This window comes from Aliifodinibius sp. S!AR15-10 (genome assembly GCF_031569985.1).
Lineage (GTDB): Bacteria > Bacteroidota > Rhodothermia > Balneolales > Balneolaceae > JAMQKA01.
Genome location: NZ_JAMQKA010000002.1, coordinates 202,240 through 220,416, shown reverse-complemented (window position 1 = coordinate 220,416; position 18,177 = coordinate 202,240). Strand labels below are relative to the sequence as shown.

Genomic DNA, 18,177 nt, shown 5'->3' with positions numbered 1-18,177 from the left:
ATTCTGAAGGGATGCACTACCAAAAGAGCAACGGATGATTCTGCAAAAAAAGACAAAATCATTAGTCAAGAACGTCACTGAAAGTTGGTCCGGAGTTATTCCCTGTGCCGACTGCCCCGGTATCAATTATAAGCTTATCCTTAATTCTGATTACCACTATACCGAACGCAGGCGCTATCTCGAAAAAGCTTTTACGGAAACTGGTCAATGGGCGATCACTGTCGACTTCATTGTTAAAATCATCCATAAAGAATTAGGGTTACTTTAAGTTTACCAGCACGCAATTGAAGATGCTCGATCAGGAAGCCCAATCGATCACTTCTCAATTAGCCGAGCACTATATCCTGAAACGTCAACAGTTTCAGTTATACAGGCTTGATGACGTATTTTTAATGAACCAGCTTAATCAAAAGAAAAGAAATAATAGCTTTGTCAGATGTAATAGAATGAATAGTACGGCAACCGATGGCCTCGACTTTCTCCAAGTATCAAAAAGCCTGTGGATTAACCCTCACGGGCTTTTTGATTAAGATATATCAAGGGGTTTTATTAGCAAAGATCAATGAATTTAGGAGGTATAAAGAGTTACTTAATAGTAGCACAACAAGGAACACTCAAAGAAAGACAGGTGAATATTATGAAACAATTAGAAGATAAAGTCACTTTCGTAACTGGAGCAGTTTCTGTAATCAGATTGAACTATTTAAGTTAACAAAATATTTGAATAGACATGGATTTTATAACTACAATTATAGGTATCGCTGCATTATTAATCTTTTTTATCCCCATAGCCTATGACTATTGGAAAAATAAAAAGAAGGACGTTATACAATGATTTTTTTGCTTTCAAGTAATTTTAAACTACCCAAACAGTTTATTGAATACCTTCCGAATAATGCCACCAACTCGTATCAAAACTCTTCCGCCAAATTGATCAATAACAATTCGTATCTCATGGAGAAATAGATCCAAAAGGTGTTCTTTTTCTTCTGGAGAAAGTTTTCTCCCTTCTTCACTTTTGGGATCAGAATACTGGGAATATAATCGAAGAATATTCTGGGCTTTTTCAAATAGACCACGGATTTGAACCGATGCCGACAGGACGATCATGCTGAGGATAACTACACCAATTTCAGCTAGGTTATTCGGCGCCAAAAACCCCGTTAGCCAATCGGTACTTAGTAGAATTAATACTGTAGAGGATATAATTGATAGAAATGTGATCATGGGTCTTTTTCTTTGGTTGATGGTTTATATATTTGGAAATATTTTTAGCTTCGATTTTTGAGATCTGAGTAGTCATCATCAAACAAGGAGTTTGCGGAAAGCTTATAATCGTTGTTCTTTTGGATTTGTTTAAGCCACCCTTGCCCTAACACCTTAGCTTGCTGATCTGATAATCCTTCCCCCTTTCCTTTAGCAGGTCATTAACAGGATAGGTCTGCGTGGCCCCCGATGAGATGGCAACCATTCCGTAGAGATATCCGACCATTTCCAGGATGGAGAGAAGGATCAGCAGGGTCGACTCAATACCAAAGGTAGATAGCCTGCCGGTCGACAGGAGCCCGGATATGGTGAGGCTTGCGATCCCGCTTTTTACAATGCCCCTCCCTTTTTCAGAGGTTTTGCTTTTCAAAAGGCCAAGTAAGGTTGGGACAGCCTTAATAATCGGCGATAGTATCTTTAGCATCAGTGGTGTCTTTTTTGGTTTGAGATTGTAATCGGTTGATTTGGCGGGGAATAACTTCAAATTCAATCGACCGGATTCGGCTGTTATGATCTTTGAAACGCTCGTCCGTACGCAGGGCATGAGTTTCCAAACTCTTTTCCAATTTGTTTAGGTTGTCAGCCTGAACTTTTACTTTTTCATTGATACCAACCATCAGCTCATACCACTTCTTGATCTCAGCGGTCTGGTTATTGATAGAATCGTAGATGCCGGTCAGAAATAGACAGATGATCGTGGTGACGATCAGCTCCTTGTACTTTTTAAAAAAGCCATCTGTTTGGGAGTTGCTCATGGCCCATACCTCCTGATCGCCTCATCCAGCATTATAGATTGCTTGTTCGATTTGCAGTAAAAGTGGCCACTGGCAAGCGATTGGTAGTAATACTGACCGTCAATCCGGAGCCACCGGAGCGGACGCTGGGAGTGGGTGTTCCCGGACCATCCGTCCACATGCAGTCCAATGGCAGGTACTTTTTCTCCTTTCTTGTTGGTAAAACTCCAGTCGAAGTACAGGCCTACGCCCCGGAATCCCCAAGTAGTAGCCAGCAGCCAGTGCTGGAGGGCGGATGGTTGTTTGACCAGCCACTGGTCAAACAGCAGCACATCCAAGGCAAATCCATGGCCGTGGGCTTTGGGGTCTCCTTTGCGCCAGGCCGAGCTGATCAGGGTGGGTAGCCCATGCCATCGGCGCCAGGCCAGGAAGGACCGCAAGAAGCCGACATCCATCCGAATGATGGTAACTGGGCCTTGGATTTCAAATTCGGATATGGAAAAGTGGTTCCCATAACTATCTAAAAGAGCGGTATAATCGTTTTTGTTCATATCAGTTTCCTCTGGTGGCTATGGTGAGAAGGAGAATGAGGGCGATTCCGCCTGCAATCTTATAGCTGGTCGGGATCTCCCCATTGATGTATTTCTTGGCCTCGCTGATGAGGTCTTTTTGAGTCTGGGGGGCTTTAGCTTCTCCCAGTCCCCCGGTGCAACCGCATCCACAGGACTCTTGGTGTGTATATGAGGTTTCCATGTTACTTATCTTTTCTTGTTAGTGTTGTTAAAAAAATATTTTCCAAAGTAGCAGGCTTCCTATAATTCCGCCTCCAGCTACAGCCGCATGTGTTTTCTTTACTTCCAGGCCGCCAACGGAAAAGGTTCCTTTAAGGGTTGGCAGGTGCCCTGTTGCATTGTCCCCTTTCGGTTTGGTTGGCTTTCGGGGTTTACTTTTCAGGGTAGCTTTGGGTTTGGGTTGCGGCTTGGCCAACTTCTTCGGAGTTTTTACCACCGGAGTGGCTTTGTTTGTAGGGAGCAGGCGGGATCTATTAGTGATCTTAAGCTCTTGCTCTACCCTTCTTCGTTTGGTGGGTTCGGCCGGCATCAGTCGCAATGGAATACGACCTAACCCTTGGTGGGTGTTGGGAGTATCACTAACGTAGTGAGAAAAGGTGTTCATCGGGGACGGGTGGTTAGGTAGTTATAGGTTAACAGGAGAAGGAGACCTGCGGGAACCAGGTAAACGGCTTGGGAGGCGGCTGCAGGCATTCCGAGCCATCTACGTATCAGGTTCGCTCGCTTTTGGATATCACTAGCGTAGTCCCCGCCGGTGGTAACCACATCCGGCGGGAGGCCAGTGTGGACTGCCTTTCGGACATTGGCTGGTCCCGCGTTATAGGCTGCAACTGCTTGGAGGATATCTCCGCCAAAGTCACGCAAGAGCACCCCCAGGTAGCGACCACCGTAGTCAATGTTGGCCTGGTGGTCGAACGGGTCATGGGCCCGGGTAAAGCCGGGATGGTAGCGCTTGTCGATCTGCATAACCCCGATCCCATGACCCCGGTCGCCGGTGCCATCGGCCGAAAGGGCAAGCCCCATCCGGCTCTCGCGGGAGGCCACCGCCAACAGCAGTGCGAGCGGCAGGCCGTACTTTTTAGAGGTTGCCTGGAAATATCCCATCAGCCCCCGGAGGCGCACGTAGGTTAACTCCACCGATATCGAGAGCGGGCTACTCATCAGATCACCGCTTTTACGCTGTAGATGATCTTGATCATCTCCCCGGGTTGAATGGTAAACTCCTCGCCCGCATCCAAGGCCGTTCGGGCGATAAGGACCGGGCTCGGATTGACCATACTTTTGGCGCCATTGGCAAAAAGCCCAATCTCCCGGACGGGCAGCGCCACGCTTCCCCGGTTTTCCACAATCCGTTCAATAGGAAACCAGGCCTGGTTCGCCAGGTCATCAATGGCCAGTTCCCCGATACTGGTGCCATGGTAAAACAGCGTGCCATCGGTATCCCCCTGGGAGTACCCATTGTCGGTGTCGTCGGCCGGGGCCAGACTGTTGTCGGTCATGGAAACGAACTTATTGGAGCTGCCCAGGCGAATGCCGTATTCCCACCCAAAGGAGGACTCATCATGCTCCCCTGCCTTGCACCATCCCCCTCCGAAGGACACCAACAGCCGGTAGTACTGCTCATACCACCCGTTACTGTCATGGGCGGCATTGGCCCGAACATAGGAAAGAAACTTTTCGACAAACCCGCCGTTGGTTCCGTTGGCAAGAGTGTCCTGGGAGAAATTCTCGATGTCGGTACGCACCTCATAGTCCAGGGTCAGCGTCTTCCCGTCGGCCAGCGTCAGGGGAGCGCCGAGTAGGTCACGGGCCATCAGCGTGTATTTTTCATGTCCGTCAAACCCTGTTTCAATACCGATTTCGGTGACCTCAACCGAGGATCCCCGCTGGTTGGTAAAGCTTCGGGACAGGTTGAACTTGGAGCTTTGCTGGTCGGTGATCAGGGGAGCAATCGTGGTCCCGCCCAGAAAAAACCCCGCCTTCAGGGCCCCTTTCAGGACCAAATCAGAGGCCTTCACCGGGTCGGTGCTATCGCCGATGACCGGATTCCAATACCGGCCGGGGGCGTGTTGGTTGAAGGTTTGCGGGCTGTAGATCCCGTCACAGACCCACCCGGTGCCGGTGGTTCTGCCCGGATACAGCGTGCCGGCCCCGATGATATCAAAATACTCGTAGTCCCGGCGAATAACAGTTAACCCTTCGGGATTCCTGGGGTCCTCACCCTGGTGCCAGATTCCATTGAGTTCCGGTATCCCCTCGAGGCCAAGCAGCAGGATGACGGAAGCATCGGAGCTCCAAATATTAGGCCCTCCATTTAATCCTACCCGTATGTTCTCGTCGCTGCCCACATAGGTTACGCTGGTAATGGCGGTGGGCTGGTACCCATAATTAAAATCATAACGGGGAAGATCATAGCGCCCGGACATCTGATGATAGAGAGACTGGACAAAATGGCCGACCAGGCTTTCGCATTTCATGCGGTACAGGGTCTGCCCGGAAAGCCCCACGCTGCAATACATATCGAGGCCTTTTCCTGTTTTTCCAATAGATAATTCGCTGGCAATAGTTCTCATGTAATGGTGATGGTATTAGCGGTGGATATATTTTTTGATTCGATAGGTCTGGTTTGATCCGGGGCTGCGGCCGGGCCGAGCTGAAGGGCCAGCGCGGGGCTCCCGACCCATTCGGGCTCGGTGCTGACTGAGAGCAGTTGCGCCCGGTAATTGCTTGTGCCTTCCTGCTTTTCCCCTGCGGGCGTGACGTTCAGCCACGCAAACGGGGCAAGCATCTTCCCGGCCAGCAGGGTTCGCAGTTTTTCGGGGACAATCACCGAATAGACGGGGCTCTCCCCGGTCCTGCCGGAAGCGGTTCGCGATCGCACCCGGAAAAAATGCTCGGTGTCGGTCAGCGTCTTTGGAAATGGCAGGGTGTGATAGCGCACCATATCCGGAGGCTCCCTGTGGTATTCCGGGGTGGTAAACGGCACCGAGGGGTCATAGCCCCAATCCAGCTGGCTCGAGGACTTCTCCCCGGTGGCCCAGCTAATCTGAATGGATCCGCCCACCAGCATGCCACTTACGACGCGCATTTTAAAAGCCTCACGAAATTGTTTACCGGTGATCTCGCTCATGCTACCTACTCCAGAAGAGTTCGGTTACGAGGGCTTTTGAGGTTTCTCCGGCACCTGTAGCCTCATCCCAGAGCCCCATCATGCCGCCCTTGTAGAGTTCCTTGAAGTGGCGCTCGTCCATGTGCAGGGTTTCGCCCGGCTTCAGCCGGAAGGTGTAATAGCGCTCGTCGATGCGATTCTCGTCCAGGGCGATCATGAATTCCCCGTCGCTGCTATTTTGGATGATGACGCCAAGGCGCATGGGATTTGGGTTAACCAGCTTTACGGGGTCGGCAGCTTGTTTCAAGACCGGTGAAATCGATGTTCCAATCCGTCTGCCTTGTTGCGAAGCCATCGAGGTAGTACTACCTCGGAGTTCTAACAGCAGGGCGTCCATTTTCTGGGTGAGCTCGCAGAGGGCCTGAATGAGGCTATTCCACATAACGTTACACCTCCAGTGGATTCGGTTCAGACTGCTGAACCACGTAGGCTTCACACAGAAAACTTACGTTGGCCTGAGAGGGGCCTTTGTTGGACGCATACACCTGAAACGGCATGTTGGAGCCAATGATAAAGGGGACGTTGGCATAGAACTGGCCGAACTCATCGTTAATCTGCTCCAGATACACTTCGTTGCGGATGGTCGTATTATAGACTTTCAGGCTGGCGGTAATATCACCGGGTCGGTCACTGCTCATGGCCACCCGCCGGGCCTCCACGTCAATGCTTTTGGTTTTGACGCCCATATCGATATTGACCGCTCCAGCCGCCAGCGTGGCTTGTCCGTAGAGGAAACGGGGCTGTGGCATCGGACTGCCAATTTCAGAGTAGATGTTTATCAGTTTGGTCAGGCTATAATGATCGTAGCCAACCAGCTGGATGTTCACCGTCTGGGCCGCGTTGTGGGTGTTGGTCAGCTCGAAGACCAGGCTGTTACTTTTTTGAATGATGAACGGGGCTAACAGACCATCAATACGGCGGAACAGCTGATGAACAACCGATAATTGGAGGTCGCGAAACAGATACAAGTCTTCATTAAGTCGAGCCGAAACAAATACCTTGTTCATGTCAGCGGCATAGGGCAATACTTTTCGGACGCCGAAACTTTCCCCGCCCATGCCATTCATCATGATATGGCCGGTGCCGCCAGCTGGGATTTCAATGGCTTTGGCCGGATTAAAGGGCGTAGACTCGGTAGGTGGAATAAAATTGGTTACAATTTTCATATTGGTCAGCTAGGAGTTAGGTCAATAAAAAGCCGGCAACGGCCCGATGGCCGCTGCCGGATCTAGGGATTATTTTTCGGGCTTCATTTCAGCCACGACGATGCTGGCTCGCAGGTACAGTAGGCCCTGGCCTGAGGTCGTCCAATTTTCGTCACTCGGGAACACCGAGGCATCCTCAAAGTGGACCGACAGGGACAGGGTCTGATTGACCGCCAGATCAAAGGGGTCGGCCAGGCGGTACTCGTCCGCTGATTTCAGGGAGGCAATGCGCTTGAAGACCACCGGGGCATCTACGGTATTGGCCGTACCGGCGACCATATGCATGCCGGTTCCCGAAAAGTTGGAATGCTTGGAGATCGGCACCCGCAGGAACTCTTTGTTGTCATTATCGGCCTGCAAAATGACACCGGCATCTTTCAGGGAGTTGACGATCCCGCGGGCATCGATGCCGTTGGCCTCATCGTCCTCGATGAACTGTTTGGTCACCTCGAAAGAGAGAGCTAAGACACGTCTTTTTAACTCACCCGGAAAGGGATTACCGACGTAGTTATTACGGGTGATTTTACGGGTCGAGTTTGCCGGAAAGAAGTTGACGACAGCGCCGTTTTGGGTGACTTGCTGGGTATCAAAATAAGTTTTGATGCGCGCGCTGGCGGGGACAATAGCTTTTTTAGAAATTTGGTTGCTCATAGCTTGTTATTTGTTAAAAGGGTTGTAGGTGGGGCCGTTGTGGCCTACTGCTTGTTCCCGCAGGCAGTCCCTTGGCCAGTAAGAGCTATGAGAAGAATGGTATGCCAGTTACACCTCCACGGTATCTTCAAACAGGGTTTCGATTTGAGAGACGTGGCCGGTTTCTTTTGGTAACTGGACCGGTGGCGCTGGCTCAGGGGATAGGTTCTGCTCATTCCACAGGTACTCGCTGCCTTCCATCAGGCCCTGGGAGGGGGTCCAGTCGGGCATGACGAACTTGATCAGTTCCATTACGCCTTGCACGCCGAGCCCCATGGCCAGACCGCGAAGGTGTTTGTTTTTGGTGAACATGGTAAAGGCCATGCCGAGGGTGAGCGGGAGGCCAACGCGGGCCGCTTGCTGGACGGTAGCCGAGCTTCCGCCAAGGATAGCGGGTACGGCCAGCCCGTTAAGCTGCGCACCAATTGCCTGGCCGCCCACAATATATCCGGCAGTGATAAGCTGCTGCTTAAATTCGCTGACAGCTTTTTCGGTTGTTAGTTGTTTTGCCATAGTTGCAGGTTTTGGGGTTGTTGGGTTTTCGATTACATCCAAGTGAGTTGGATTTTTTGCAAATATTCGTTGGGTCATAAGTCGGTTCGGTAAGGGTTAATTAAGGATGCCTCGGCCGTCAATATTCAGGTTGGTGACGATATACACGTCCCCATAGGAGAATACAGGACGCTTCCCGTCGTCGAAATAGTGGTAATAGTGATGGTCGTCTCCTTTCTGGTCGCCGGAGTAGATCACTTTGTCGCTACTGTACATGATGCGTTCGGCGTGACCGATGGTAACCAGCTCGGTGCCGACCGGTGGAAACAGCTCGTAGTCGTAGCCGTCGGCCGGGAAATGGTGGAACTCCTCATACATTTGTTCGGCCTCGCCGCTGGCGTAGGCCCCTTTGATCAGTTTCATGCAGGTGGTCGGAAAGGCAAACAGCGTTGTGCCTTCGGCGTCGATAATCATCGCCAGATCCTCATCCTCCGAGTCGATGCGCTGCATAAATCCCTTAGCGTCGATGAATTCTAGTTCACCGACGGTGCCAGCGTAGACCAATGGCTGGCCGTACAATGTTTTTAACGGCGATGGGAGTTTGTCCAAGGGTTGCTTTTTCTTTGGGCCGGTAGAACGGTTGGGACGAATATCATCCCCCGCCGGTTGGTCGCGATAAATACCGACCTCACGGACGCGAACGGTTCCTTTTACCCCATAGGTGGGCGCAATGCGGTTGAGTTCCTGGTAGAGCTCCGAGCGGTCGGAAAATTTGGTCTTGACCAGCTCGTTGACCACATCTTGCAGTTTGGTTACGGTGTTTTGGTTGGAGGAGAGGTCCAATTGAGCCTGCTCCAATTCTTTTTGGGTTTGCTGGTGGGTAGCCTCCAGTTCCCGCAAGGTTTTCTCCGAGCGTTTCAGCTCGGAGGTAATCTGCTGAATACGGGCATCTGCTGATTGTTGCCACCCTTGTTCCAAGGCCAGGAAGAGTTCGGCCAGTTTGCTTCGGATGATCGGCAGCCAACGCTCGGTGCTGTACATGCCGAGCTGTTGCTTGATCTGATCGTAGGTTACTTCGCTGCCGTCCGGGCTAGTTTTGGCTTTTTCTTCCTCAATATCAATTCCGTAGTGATGGTAAAAGTCAGATTCATCGGCGATGATATTGCCTTTGTTGCCCGCCAAGCTACGGCCCGATTGAACCGACTCATTCATGCTCCAGCCAAATTGCCCGTTCAGCTGGTCACCCGCCATCTGTTTAATTGAGCTCCACTTAATCTTGTTGTAGAAACTACTGCTCGGAGCGTTCGGGTCAGGGATAAGGTTAAACAGCACCCGTCCGTTCGCATTATTTTTCGGCACTTCCAAGGTAAGCTCGTGGCGGAATCGGGGGATGCGCTTACCTTCGGAGGAGAGGTTGTTTTCGATGGTCCCAACCTCTCCGCTGTAATCCAGCCAGCCGATGCGGATGTATCCTTCGCCGAGGGCCTGTTGGGCCGATGCCGGCAGCTCCGAATCAATAAGGGATTGCTCTCGGGCAATAGCGGACTCCATACGCTCGGAGCGTTTGGTTACGTCCCCGCTTGCTTGCGCCAGGGAGGACTCCAGTCGCTGGGTCTCGCTAAGTAATGAATCAATGCGAGCCTTCAGCACCTTGGTTTGGGCTTTGGATTGGAAGAATTCTTTGACTCGGGGATCGGAATTGGTGGCGGCCACCATCTGCTCGTATTCCAGGGACTCTCCGTCCGAGTCGGCCGAGGTTTCCCGGCCGTCGCCAAAGAAAAGCTCATCAATCCAGCTTTGTTTCTTGCTGACCAGCTCCAGGCGGTACTGATCGAAAGAGTCTTTCATCAGGTAGAAATGAATATTGACCTTTCCGTGCTGGTTGCCCTGCCGGAGCCCGCGCCCGTTGCGCTGCTGAATTTGCGAGGGCGTGTAGGGCACGTCCATATGATGTAGATCGGTGGTCCATTTTTGCAGGTTCATCCCTTCGGCAATGGATTGATTGCCAATAAGCACGCGGTATTTGCCGAGGTTAAAATCGTCCTGCACCTGTTTTTTAAGGGCTTCTTTGTCATCAGAGGAAGAGACAAAATAGTCTTCTCCTTTAGAATCTGTACCAATAATCGAGCCGTTAATAATGGCGATTTCGATGGCCGGAATACCTTTTTTTACTAATTCCTCCTTAATCAGCTGGTGATAACTGCCGCCTTTTTGTCCTTCTACCGAGATCCAGTCGCAGAAGATGATTTGATTGCGGAAGGTTCGGGCAGTCGGGTTTTCGCGGTCCCCATACAGAGCCTCGACAATCAACACCGCTCGGTCGAAGGTTTCTTCCAGTTGGTCACTGCCACCCGAGAGCTTTTCGCGCTGCTTCTCGATTTTATTCAATAGGAACTGCTTGCCTACCGGTACCGCGTGGAGGTCGCCTTCGGTGGCTTCTATTTCACGGGCTACTTCCTCGAAGTATCCCAGGGATTTGAGCTCCTTAATAAGTTTGGGGCGGGACTGGCCATGGTATGGGTTCGGGTTTTCTCTTACGGGGGATACTTTTGAAAAGTAATCGCCATAAATACTTTCAGGTACCCTGCTTGGAGCAGGATTTTCGCGGTAGGCGTAACTTACCGCAACGTTATCGACCAGGGCTCCGAGCTTCAGGAACCTCCCATCTACACCCGCGAAACTACTGTCATAGACGCGCAGGTCGGTCGCAATCTTGCTGCCATCACCGGTAATCACCAGGAAATTGTCTTTGGTCTGACATCCGCGCTGGCGCATGCAGTCCAGGATGTTGTCCGCCCGGAGGATAATATCGTCGAATAACAATTTGTGGATTTCGCTGGGTTCAATAACCTGCTGTTTAGTCTCGGATTCGGGGCGCTTAAATCTCGGCTTTAGCGCTTGGGGATCACCATCTTTGTCGGTTACAATTTCGCCTGATTTATCCCGGAGGTAGTCCGGAAACTTCTCGTAGAATCCCACTAGCTGGTCATAGCTTTTGATGTCCATGACTTCATCAATGATGGCCCTCATTTCAGGCAGGTTGTAATAACCGGCCACTACGCGCTCGGTCCGGTACTCCCCGTTGGTCTTTTTGACGATTTTTTCTTCCTCGCGGACAAACTGGTTGATGAAGTTATCGAGGTTGGCAATCTGGTATTTTTCGAGCAGGTCCGGAGCACAGAGGTTGAGCATGTGCCATACCTCTACCGGAGAATTGACGACCGGGGTAGCGGTCAGTACAAAGACATTTTTAAAACCTACTTTTGAAAACAGCCACTTCGTTTTTTGGAGGGCGTCTTCGGCTCTCTGAGAGGGTTTGTTTACGGCGATGCCCAGTTTAGCGGCTTTGGCGCTGCCCAGTGCATTTTTGTAGAAGTGTGCTTCGTCAAAGAAGAGGGCGTCCACGCCGAGCTCGTCAAAAAAGATATCGGTATCCAGGCGTTTGGCACTGGCTACGTTGCGCAGCTTGGCTTCCCACTCTTCTTTCATCTTCTCTAGGCGCGTGACCATCGACTTTTTGGCCGTGGAGCTGAGGGCATCATCTTCTTCGATGAGCTCGTCGAAACTATCAATCATTTGATCGAAGTATTCCACGCGCTCAGAATACATTTGCTGTTGGACCGCCGGGGACAATGGCAGGCTCTTGAAGGCGTGGTCAGCGATGAAGATCGCATCCCAGTGGTAAAGCTGGGCCATAGTGAGTTCCTTGTGGCGTTCGGAGCCCGTCATTTTCATGTTGAGGATTTTAGCTTCGGGGAACAGCATGGCATATTCCTCAACCCACTTTTCCTGTACTTTGCCAGGCACAACAAACATGGGCTTGTTGCAGGCTCCCTGTTGCAGGAGAATCTGGGAAGTGATGATAGCCGAGAGCGTCTTACCAGCGCCCACGTCGTGGCAGTTGGCTCCGCGCCCGTTCCAGACCAGCTTCTCGGCGACCGCGCGGTTGTGTTTGTATACTGCAAAGTCTTTGACGCCGTAGAAGGTGTCGGACATGCCGCGCACGCGAAGGGTACTCCCATCGAATTGCGGGTTGATATGAGCATTGTACTCGTGGTTGTAGGCCTGCTCGATGAGCTCGCGGATTTCCGTAGAGGCTTTGGTACGGACCCACTGGTTGAATTTTTGGGGCACGCGCGTGAGCATCTGGTCGTTATGGGTGCGCTGTTTGGCGCGGGCCCGTTCGATAAGCGCTTGCTGGCCGGTTTGCTCGGCTCGTTTAAGCGTCATATTCGGGAGCACGTTGTCGTCCTCATCGTAGAAGACGAGCGGGAAACTGGAATCTTGAATATAGTTATTAATAATCTTGCTAAACGGCGTCTCGCCCCAACCTTGGTTCCAGTCGTCGGCCGTTTCCTCGCCATTTTTGATGTATCGCCCGCCTTTGCGGAGCTTCATATAGAACCGGTTGCCGAGGTCGGCTTTATCTTTGACGAGCCCAATATGTACATCCCGGTAGCCCAGCTCATCTTTTATCCACTGGGTAAGCACTTTTGTGGGCAAGTAGGTGAAAATGTGGCGGGGATCTACGGTGATGCTGTAGGCATCAATCCACTCAGGGAGGACGGCCTTCAAGGCCTCAATATTTTTCTCCAGCTGGTTGTCTTCGGCCAGCTCCAGCTTGCGCCGGACATTGCCGGACAGGTACTGATAACGAAACTCATAGCGGTTGGACTCAGGACTATAGAAGAAATCCGGGTGCCGGGTAATGGCTTTTAGCAGCTCGGCACGACTGGCGGTCCCGCCTTTGTAGGTGGACCCGTAGAAATCAAGCGACAGCTCTTCGCTGATGGAGCGACCGTACATGGCAATTTCGGCCAGGTCATCGGAGTCGGAAACCGCCGGTACGTAGTTGCGGTTAAATAGGGAGTCCGCATCAATGATATCGGCATATACGAGCTGGCCGCTAATAGGATCGCGCTTCGCAAAGGTCGTAAGCTTATACAACCGGTTGTCGTAGCGGAATATCTCGCGGATATCCTCGTCTTCATCGGGAATGCCGTAGGCGTCGATATGGCTCGTGAGTAACTCTTTAAACTCTCCGCGGAGCGGCTCTTTTTGCTTGCTGTCTTGAGCCAGCGCCGTGACGAAATCATCGTATTTGTCCAGCATCTGGCAAGCTGAGCTGATCTTGGCACGTAACCCTTCGCCTGCTTTGTCGGCGCTTCCTACAGCAACGGGTTTAAAATAGTGGCGCTGTTTTTCGTAGAATTTCTTCCCGTGCCAGACAATATTTCCGGCGTGGTAGTCGCGGGTCGTCTCCAGCCGCACGCCCTCATCGGGGATCCGGTAGAACGGCATCTTCCCTGGAAGCGGGTATGGGAAGCGAAGACCATCTCCAAGAACCTTACCGGTCAAAGCCTCATCAACTTGACCTTTTACGCCCATGCGGGTCAGGAATTGCATGTCATGCCCTTGAATATGCTCACCTAATACCTGTTGGGGATATTTCTGATAATAGGGGTTATAATAGGCCCCGTAGGATTCGCCGTTATGTTCAGTGATACTGACAGCCAGTTCCTCATAGGCAAACAGCTGGTTTAATCCACTGCTTACGTCAGGATGGGTTTCCCCGTCAACATCGGGATATTTCTGAAACAGGATGAGATCCGTCGTGACCAGCGTATCGGCATTGTCCTTGAATGCGGTCGAGGGCAACCGGTAAGCACCTACAAATCGGGCCCGCTGGACCATGGCCTGTCGGATGGCCGGATCCTTCTTGTCCATGGTACCGACCGAAGTAATCACGGCTAAAAATCCGCCGGGCTGAAGGGCGTCCAGGGATTTTAGGATAAAGTAATCATGGATGCGTGGATTTAGGGAAGCCAGCGGGTCGCGCTGGGTGTGAATTTTGATATCGCCAAAGGGGACATTGCCTATGGCGCCGGTCAGATTATATAGCGACAGTTCGGTCTGGGCAAAGTTTTCGTGCCGGACCAGCTGGCTCGGGTATAACAGCCCCGCAATGCGGGAGCTTACTGCAGACCGTTCAACCATCAGCATGCGATAAGCATCACGGTTGGGAAGAAAGCCTGCAAAATTGCCGACGCCTGCCCCTGGCTCTAAAATGTTGCCACCATCCACGCCCATGGCTCCGAGTTTATCCCAGATGAGTTTCACCAACGGGTAGGAGGTGTAATGTTCGTTGAGCAGGCCACGCTCAGTTCCGGTTGCGTCTTCGCCATATCCGAGCCCGCCGGCGCCGGTGTATTGTCGGAGTAGATCCAGGTCCGATTCGGTAATCGCGCGGTCCTCTTTTTCCAAGACGGCCAGTGCCGCCTCGTTGGCTTTCCGGCGTTCGGACTTCGATAGTTTGACAGGCTCAAAATTCTTCAGATTGATGCCGGAAAAACGGCTTCCAAATCCCGCTTCTCCCGGCCGATCTCCGGAAGGTTGGTATGATTGATCGTCTTCTTTTTCAGGTTTTTTTGCTTCCTGTTGGGCCGCCGAGAAAATCTGGTTAAAATCGACACCGATGACTTGCCCGTGCCCCCGAAACAGTTCCAAGGCTTGCTCGCGATGCTCTGTGGGAAACTTATCAAGCGAAAAGGCCAGGGCCAGTTTCTTTACGGTTTCAGTGAATAACTCCTGGAGCTGTTGCAGGTCGCTCGAAGGATTCTCACGGGTCGTCAATTCGCTGGTCAGTTTTTCTGGATTTCCAAGGAGGGAGTCGATACTACTGGCTGCCTGCTCATCACCTTGATCAGCTTGCCAAGCCAGGTCAGTGAGCTGGTTCATTCGCTGGGTATTGAGCTTGCCATTTTTGTACGGGGTGTGGGCGGCAGTTGCGATTTGTGCCATCCGCTGGGTTTTTACCTGAATTTCGACGGGAATATCACCGGCGGTGCCAGCCATCACGATAAAATGGTGCGCTCGGTAGCCACCAACGGGTTCGGCGTATTTATCTTCATGTTCAAATACTTCTCCGATTGCTCCTGATGCAATTTGTTTTACCACCTGGTCCAGATCCTCTTGCCCAGATAGCACGATCATGCACCCCGCCATATCGGTTAGGCCTTGGGTATAGAGCTCATCTGCATTAGCCTGCTTGATATCGGTTTTAATGCGCTTGCGACGCAATTTGTTGATGACCGAGTACGGAGATTTTACACGGCCCTTTATGGTGGCTTTCGGATGCGACTCTTTGAGTTTGTTGGTTACCTCGTCCAAAGCCTGCTGGTAGTCGCCTCGTAAGTCGATCAGCTGTTTGATTTCGTCGGTAAGCTTGGTCTCTTCGACGGTATCGATGTCGCCAGCCAGTTGTGGGTTGGGGTCGTCAGCATTGGGGATCCCGTCCCCATCAAAATCGCCAAAAATGCCGGGGTAGTCCTCAGTTGTAATTTCTTCAAAAGGAGTAACAGTCGGATTGTCTCGCATGGGGTTAGCCTAATAGGTTGGTTAGGAAGGCGTCCAGCTTAGCCTGACTTGCTTTGGCCGCTTCAATGTCTACCTGCTGCTGAGGTTTTTCGTTAGATGAAATATTCTTCGTCGTCGGTTGTTCTTTCGACGACGTTTTTTCTTGTTTAGTAGAAGCTGGCTTGGGTTTAGTAGCTGGTTTCTTCTTGGTCTTTGGCGTAGGTGAGTTGGTCGCAGTAGATTTCTCCTCTTTCCCAAGCGCGCGTTCCTGGCGTTTGTACTCTCTAGCGCCTAGCACGACTTTGGCGTGGTCTTGTTTGTAAATCCGTATTTCCAGGTCGCCATATTTGTTGACTAACTTTTTCCAGCACGCTTTTAGCCCGCCCCCTTTGCCTTCCGTGCATGCTTGATATTCCAGATGGCCGTCCAGCAGTAAGTCCATGATGTACCGCTTCTTGGGATAGTCGGCTGTGTATCGGATAGACAGGTGGGCGTTTTCAGATTCCCCGGAATGCTTGGGCGCGTAACATGGCATTTTGCTTCCAAACATGGAGTTGATGCGTTTCCAGGATCGAATCTTGTGGAGCTTGTCGATCTCTTTGAGGGTAATCTTAAAAGGAGTATCTACGGGATTTTCTCGGGTGTCCGATTCGCTTTTTTCTTTAGTGGCAGGATTAGCCGGTGCCACCTCGCGGTCTTCCGCTGAAAAGGGCACGGCGATAGCGGTAAGTTCGCGGTAGCGGTTCTTTTCGGTTTCAGCCCCGCCTTCTTTGGTGACTTTAATCTCGATGTCACACTCATGGGCGATGCTGGTGTTGCCTTTGTACTGCCCGTCCTTGGTGGCATGGGAGACCATGACAAACATGATCCCGTTTTCGCGACACCATTGGGCTAGCTCGACCGTTTCCTTCGCGTTGGCATCAATCACTGAAATGGAATCCAAGATGCAGGCGAAGGACCGGTTTTTAAGCAGAATTTCTTTGAGGGCCTGAATTGATTTCCATTTGGTAAAATTCAGGTTCCGGTGGGTGGCTCCGAGTCGCTTGACGCGGTCGACTAGCGTTTTCCCAAAATGCTCTTCGGCGGGGATATATTCGATACGGCCATGTTCGGCTAAGGCATCGGCCAGTCCCAGGCTCATCGTGGATTTTCCGGAGCCTTTTTCGCCCCAGATAAAAATAACGGCATTCTTCTCGGGTTCGCCGAGCAGTCGCCCGTAGGGTTGGACTATTGTTATGCCTTTGATATTCAGTTTTGCAAGCTGCTGGGCAGTCATGGATTCCATATTACTTCTGTCTGGTTTGTTTAATTGCGATTCCAATTCCAATAATGGCGATGATCCCTAGTGCAAGGAGTGCTGTTTTGGGCAAAGTGCTTTTCGGAGTTACCTGAAGAGAATGCTGGTTAATACCGAGCCTGCTTAATAATACCTCGTCAGCTGTTCCGCTGGTCGGGAGTCCCAGTTGTTGCTGGGCTTGCTTGACGGCTGCCTGCGTTTCTGGACCAAATATCCCATCGACGCCATATTTGGGAAGCCCAATACCCAAAGCTTTCAGTGCTGATTGCAGGTGCATCACCTGGGGACCTTTGTCGCCTATTTTGAGTATCATTTTGAAGATCGTTTCCTGTTATATAAGGAGAGGCCGGCAACACCAATGGCAATACCGACTGAAAAAATACCTGCATGTTTGATTATAGACACAGTTTTGCTTTTAGCGACCGAGTCCTGGAGTCCAATCATATCGCTTACTGCCTGCAGATCTACGTGCTCGAAGTACTGGTTGATGACATCGGCGTTTCGGTTGAATATCTGCTGGAAAGAGCGCCTGTCTTTAGTGAGATCTGCCAAGACAAGGGCTGTAGTAACAGCTTGTCCTTTTCGACCGCTCAGGGCGCGGTCGGCAAGGCCGATGGCTTTCTTGAATGCATTGCGACTGGTCTGGCGTAGGTAACTGCTGAGGTTGCCCATCCCGTCATCAACGATCTGGTAGTCTCGGCCTTCAATAAGCTCATCCATTGGGCTGCTCCTTTTGTTTCTTGTTGCGCCCGGCCAACTGCTTTACGCTGTCTCGAAGTCCGGGCATGAGGGGAGCCAGGAAGTAGGCTCCGGCCCCGAGGCCGATCAGCCATAATACCTTGGAAAGCGTGCTATTGACCCCGCTTAGTGCACCCTGGGGGTCCGGCAGGTTGATTTCATACCAGGACTCGGTGGGCTGGGCGTACACGCCACTTTGCTGACCTTGCTCGATATCCAGATCTAACGTCATCACCTTCGAGGAGGCCAGCGGCGTAGCTTGAGAGACATTCGCTTCGGTAACGTTGCTGTAGTGAAGCTCAAAAATGACAGGATGGTTTCTGTCCGGCCGAAATGAGCGCCCGAAAACCAGTCGAGCTTGACCGCGACAGCCGTCCCACATGCTGGTAACGATGCGTGAAATAGCTAAGACTTGTCTGGACTGGGGATCCAGCGCTGCGACAACCACGTCCGGGCAGACGACAAAAAGGAACGAGTTCCAAAACGTGCGATAGATATCCACTTCCACATCCACCGAAAAGGGTACTCCGGATTTCGGCAGCCCGCGCTCAGGGTGTCGTCCGATGATGCGCAGCTCTCCGGCCTCCGAGCTTATGATGTTGCCGGATATGGCTGGGGAGCCTAACCCGGTTCCGGTATATATAGAATGGCTCACTGG

The 18,177-nt window shown here is 51.6% G+C and carries 19 protein-coding genes; 1 reads left to right on the top strand and 18 read right to left on the bottom strand.

Annotated features, from left to right (window positions below; all coding sequences use genetic code 11):
* Positions 1 to 34 precede the first annotated feature (34 nt).
* Positions 35 to 268, top strand: coding sequence for a copper resistance protein NlpE N-terminal domain-containing protein (locus NC796_RS02635; protein WP_310681863.1), 234 nt, complete (start codon positions 35 to 37; stop codon positions 266 to 268).
* Positions 269 to 861: 593 nt separating this feature from the next.
* On the opposite strand, the gene NC796_RS02630 is transcribed toward NC796_RS02635, so the two are convergent.
* The 18 genes from NC796_RS02630 to NC796_RS02545 form a co-directional block, all read right to left on the bottom strand.
* Positions 862 to 1,227, bottom strand: coding sequence for a hypothetical protein (locus NC796_RS02630; protein WP_310681861.1), 366 nt, complete (start codon positions 1,225 to 1,227; stop codon positions 862 to 864).
* A gap of 145 nt (positions 1,228 to 1,372) precedes the next feature.
* Positions 1,373 to 1,636 carry a hypothetical protein gene (locus tag NC796_RS02625; RefSeq protein ID WP_310681858.1) on the bottom strand — a complete coding sequence of 88 codons (264 nt, stop codon included), beginning with the start codon at positions 1,634 to 1,636 and terminating at the stop codon, positions 1,373 to 1,375.
* A gap of 25 nt (positions 1,637 to 1,661) precedes the next feature.
* A complete protein-coding gene (locus tag NC796_RS02620; RefSeq protein WP_310681855.1) occupies positions 1,662 to 2,021 on the bottom strand; it encodes a hypothetical protein in 360 nt (119 codons plus the stop codon).
* A complete protein-coding gene (locus NC796_RS02615; RefSeq protein WP_310681854.1) occupies positions 2,018 to 2,551 on the bottom strand; it encodes a hypothetical protein in 534 nt (177 codons plus the stop codon). Before NC796_RS02615 ends, NC796_RS02620 begins: the two co-directional genes overlap by 4 nt.
* 1 nt (position 2,552) lies before the next feature.
* Entirely contained in the window at positions 2,553 to 2,753 is a 201-nt protein-coding gene (locus NC796_RS02610) for a hypothetical protein (RefSeq protein WP_310681852.1), read from the bottom strand.
* 27 nt (positions 2,754 to 2,780) lie between these two features.
* On the bottom strand, positions 2,781 to 3,176 hold the full coding sequence (locus tag NC796_RS02605) for a hypothetical protein (RefSeq protein WP_310681851.1): 396 nt from the start codon (positions 3,174 to 3,176) through the stop codon (positions 2,781 to 2,783).
* Entirely contained in the window at positions 3,173 to 3,733 is a 561-nt protein-coding gene (locus NC796_RS02600) for a transglycosylase SLT domain-containing protein (protein WP_310681850.1), read from the bottom strand. Before NC796_RS02600 ends, NC796_RS02605 begins: the two co-directional genes overlap by 4 nt.
* Positions 3,733 to 5,145 carry a hypothetical protein gene (locus NC796_RS02595; RefSeq protein ID WP_310681848.1) on the bottom strand — a complete coding sequence of 471 codons (1,413 nt, stop codon included), beginning with the start codon at positions 5,143 to 5,145 and terminating at the stop codon, positions 3,733 to 3,735. Before NC796_RS02595 ends, NC796_RS02600 begins: the two co-directional genes overlap by 1 nt.
* Positions 5,142 to 5,702 carry a hypothetical protein gene (locus NC796_RS02590; RefSeq protein ID WP_310681846.1) on the bottom strand — a complete coding sequence of 187 codons (561 nt, stop codon included), beginning with the start codon at positions 5,700 to 5,702 and terminating at the stop codon, positions 5,142 to 5,144. The genes NC796_RS02595 and NC796_RS02590 overlap by 4 nt, the downstream gene beginning before the upstream one ends.
* Before the next feature lies 1 nt (position 5,703).
* A complete protein-coding gene (locus NC796_RS02585) occupies positions 5,704 to 6,123 on the bottom strand; it encodes a hypothetical protein (RefSeq protein ID WP_310681843.1) in 420 nt (139 codons plus the stop codon).
* Between the two features lie 4 nt (positions 6,124 to 6,127).
* Positions 6,128 to 6,907 carry a hypothetical protein gene (locus NC796_RS02580; RefSeq protein WP_310681840.1) on the bottom strand — a complete coding sequence of 260 codons (780 nt, stop codon included), beginning with the start codon at positions 6,905 to 6,907 and terminating at the stop codon, positions 6,128 to 6,130.
* Positions 6,908 to 6,976: 69 nt separating this feature from the next.
* Positions 6,977 to 7,597, bottom strand: coding sequence for a hypothetical protein (locus NC796_RS02575; protein ID WP_310681838.1), 621 nt, complete (start codon positions 7,595 to 7,597; stop codon positions 6,977 to 6,979).
* 108 nt (positions 7,598 to 7,705) lie between these two features.
* Positions 7,706 to 8,227 carry a hypothetical protein gene (locus NC796_RS02570; RefSeq protein WP_310681835.1) on the bottom strand — a complete coding sequence of 174 codons (522 nt, stop codon included), beginning with the start codon at positions 8,225 to 8,227 and terminating at the stop codon, positions 7,706 to 7,708.
* A gap of 18 nt (positions 8,228 to 8,245) precedes the next feature.
* Complete coding sequence (locus tag NC796_RS02565; protein WP_310681834.1) at positions 8,246 to 15,505, bottom strand: helicase-related protein; 7,260 nt, start codon at positions 15,503 to 15,505, stop codon at positions 8,246 to 8,248.
* Positions 15,506 to 15,509: 4 nt separating this feature from the next.
* Positions 15,510 to 16,769: a hypothetical protein gene (locus tag NC796_RS02560; protein WP_310681832.1), complete on the bottom strand. Its 1,260-nt coding sequence runs from the start codon at positions 16,767 to 16,769 to the stop codon at positions 15,510 to 15,512.
* Position 16,770: 1 nt separating this feature from the next.
* Positions 16,771 to 17,094: a peptidoglycan-binding protein gene (locus NC796_RS02555; protein WP_310681831.1), complete on the bottom strand. Its 324-nt coding sequence runs from the start codon at positions 17,092 to 17,094 to the stop codon at positions 16,771 to 16,773.
* Positions 17,091 to 17,501, bottom strand: a complete 411-nt coding sequence (locus NC796_RS02550) for a hypothetical protein (protein WP_310681829.1) — start codon at positions 17,499 to 17,501, stop codon at positions 17,091 to 17,093. The genes NC796_RS02555 and NC796_RS02550 overlap by 4 nt, the downstream gene beginning before the upstream one ends.
* Entirely contained in the window at positions 17,494 to 18,174 is a 681-nt protein-coding gene (locus NC796_RS02545) for a hypothetical protein (RefSeq protein ID WP_310681826.1), read from the bottom strand. The genes NC796_RS02550 and NC796_RS02545 overlap by 8 nt, the downstream gene beginning before the upstream one ends.
* Positions 18,175 to 18,177: the final 3 nt, after the last annotated feature.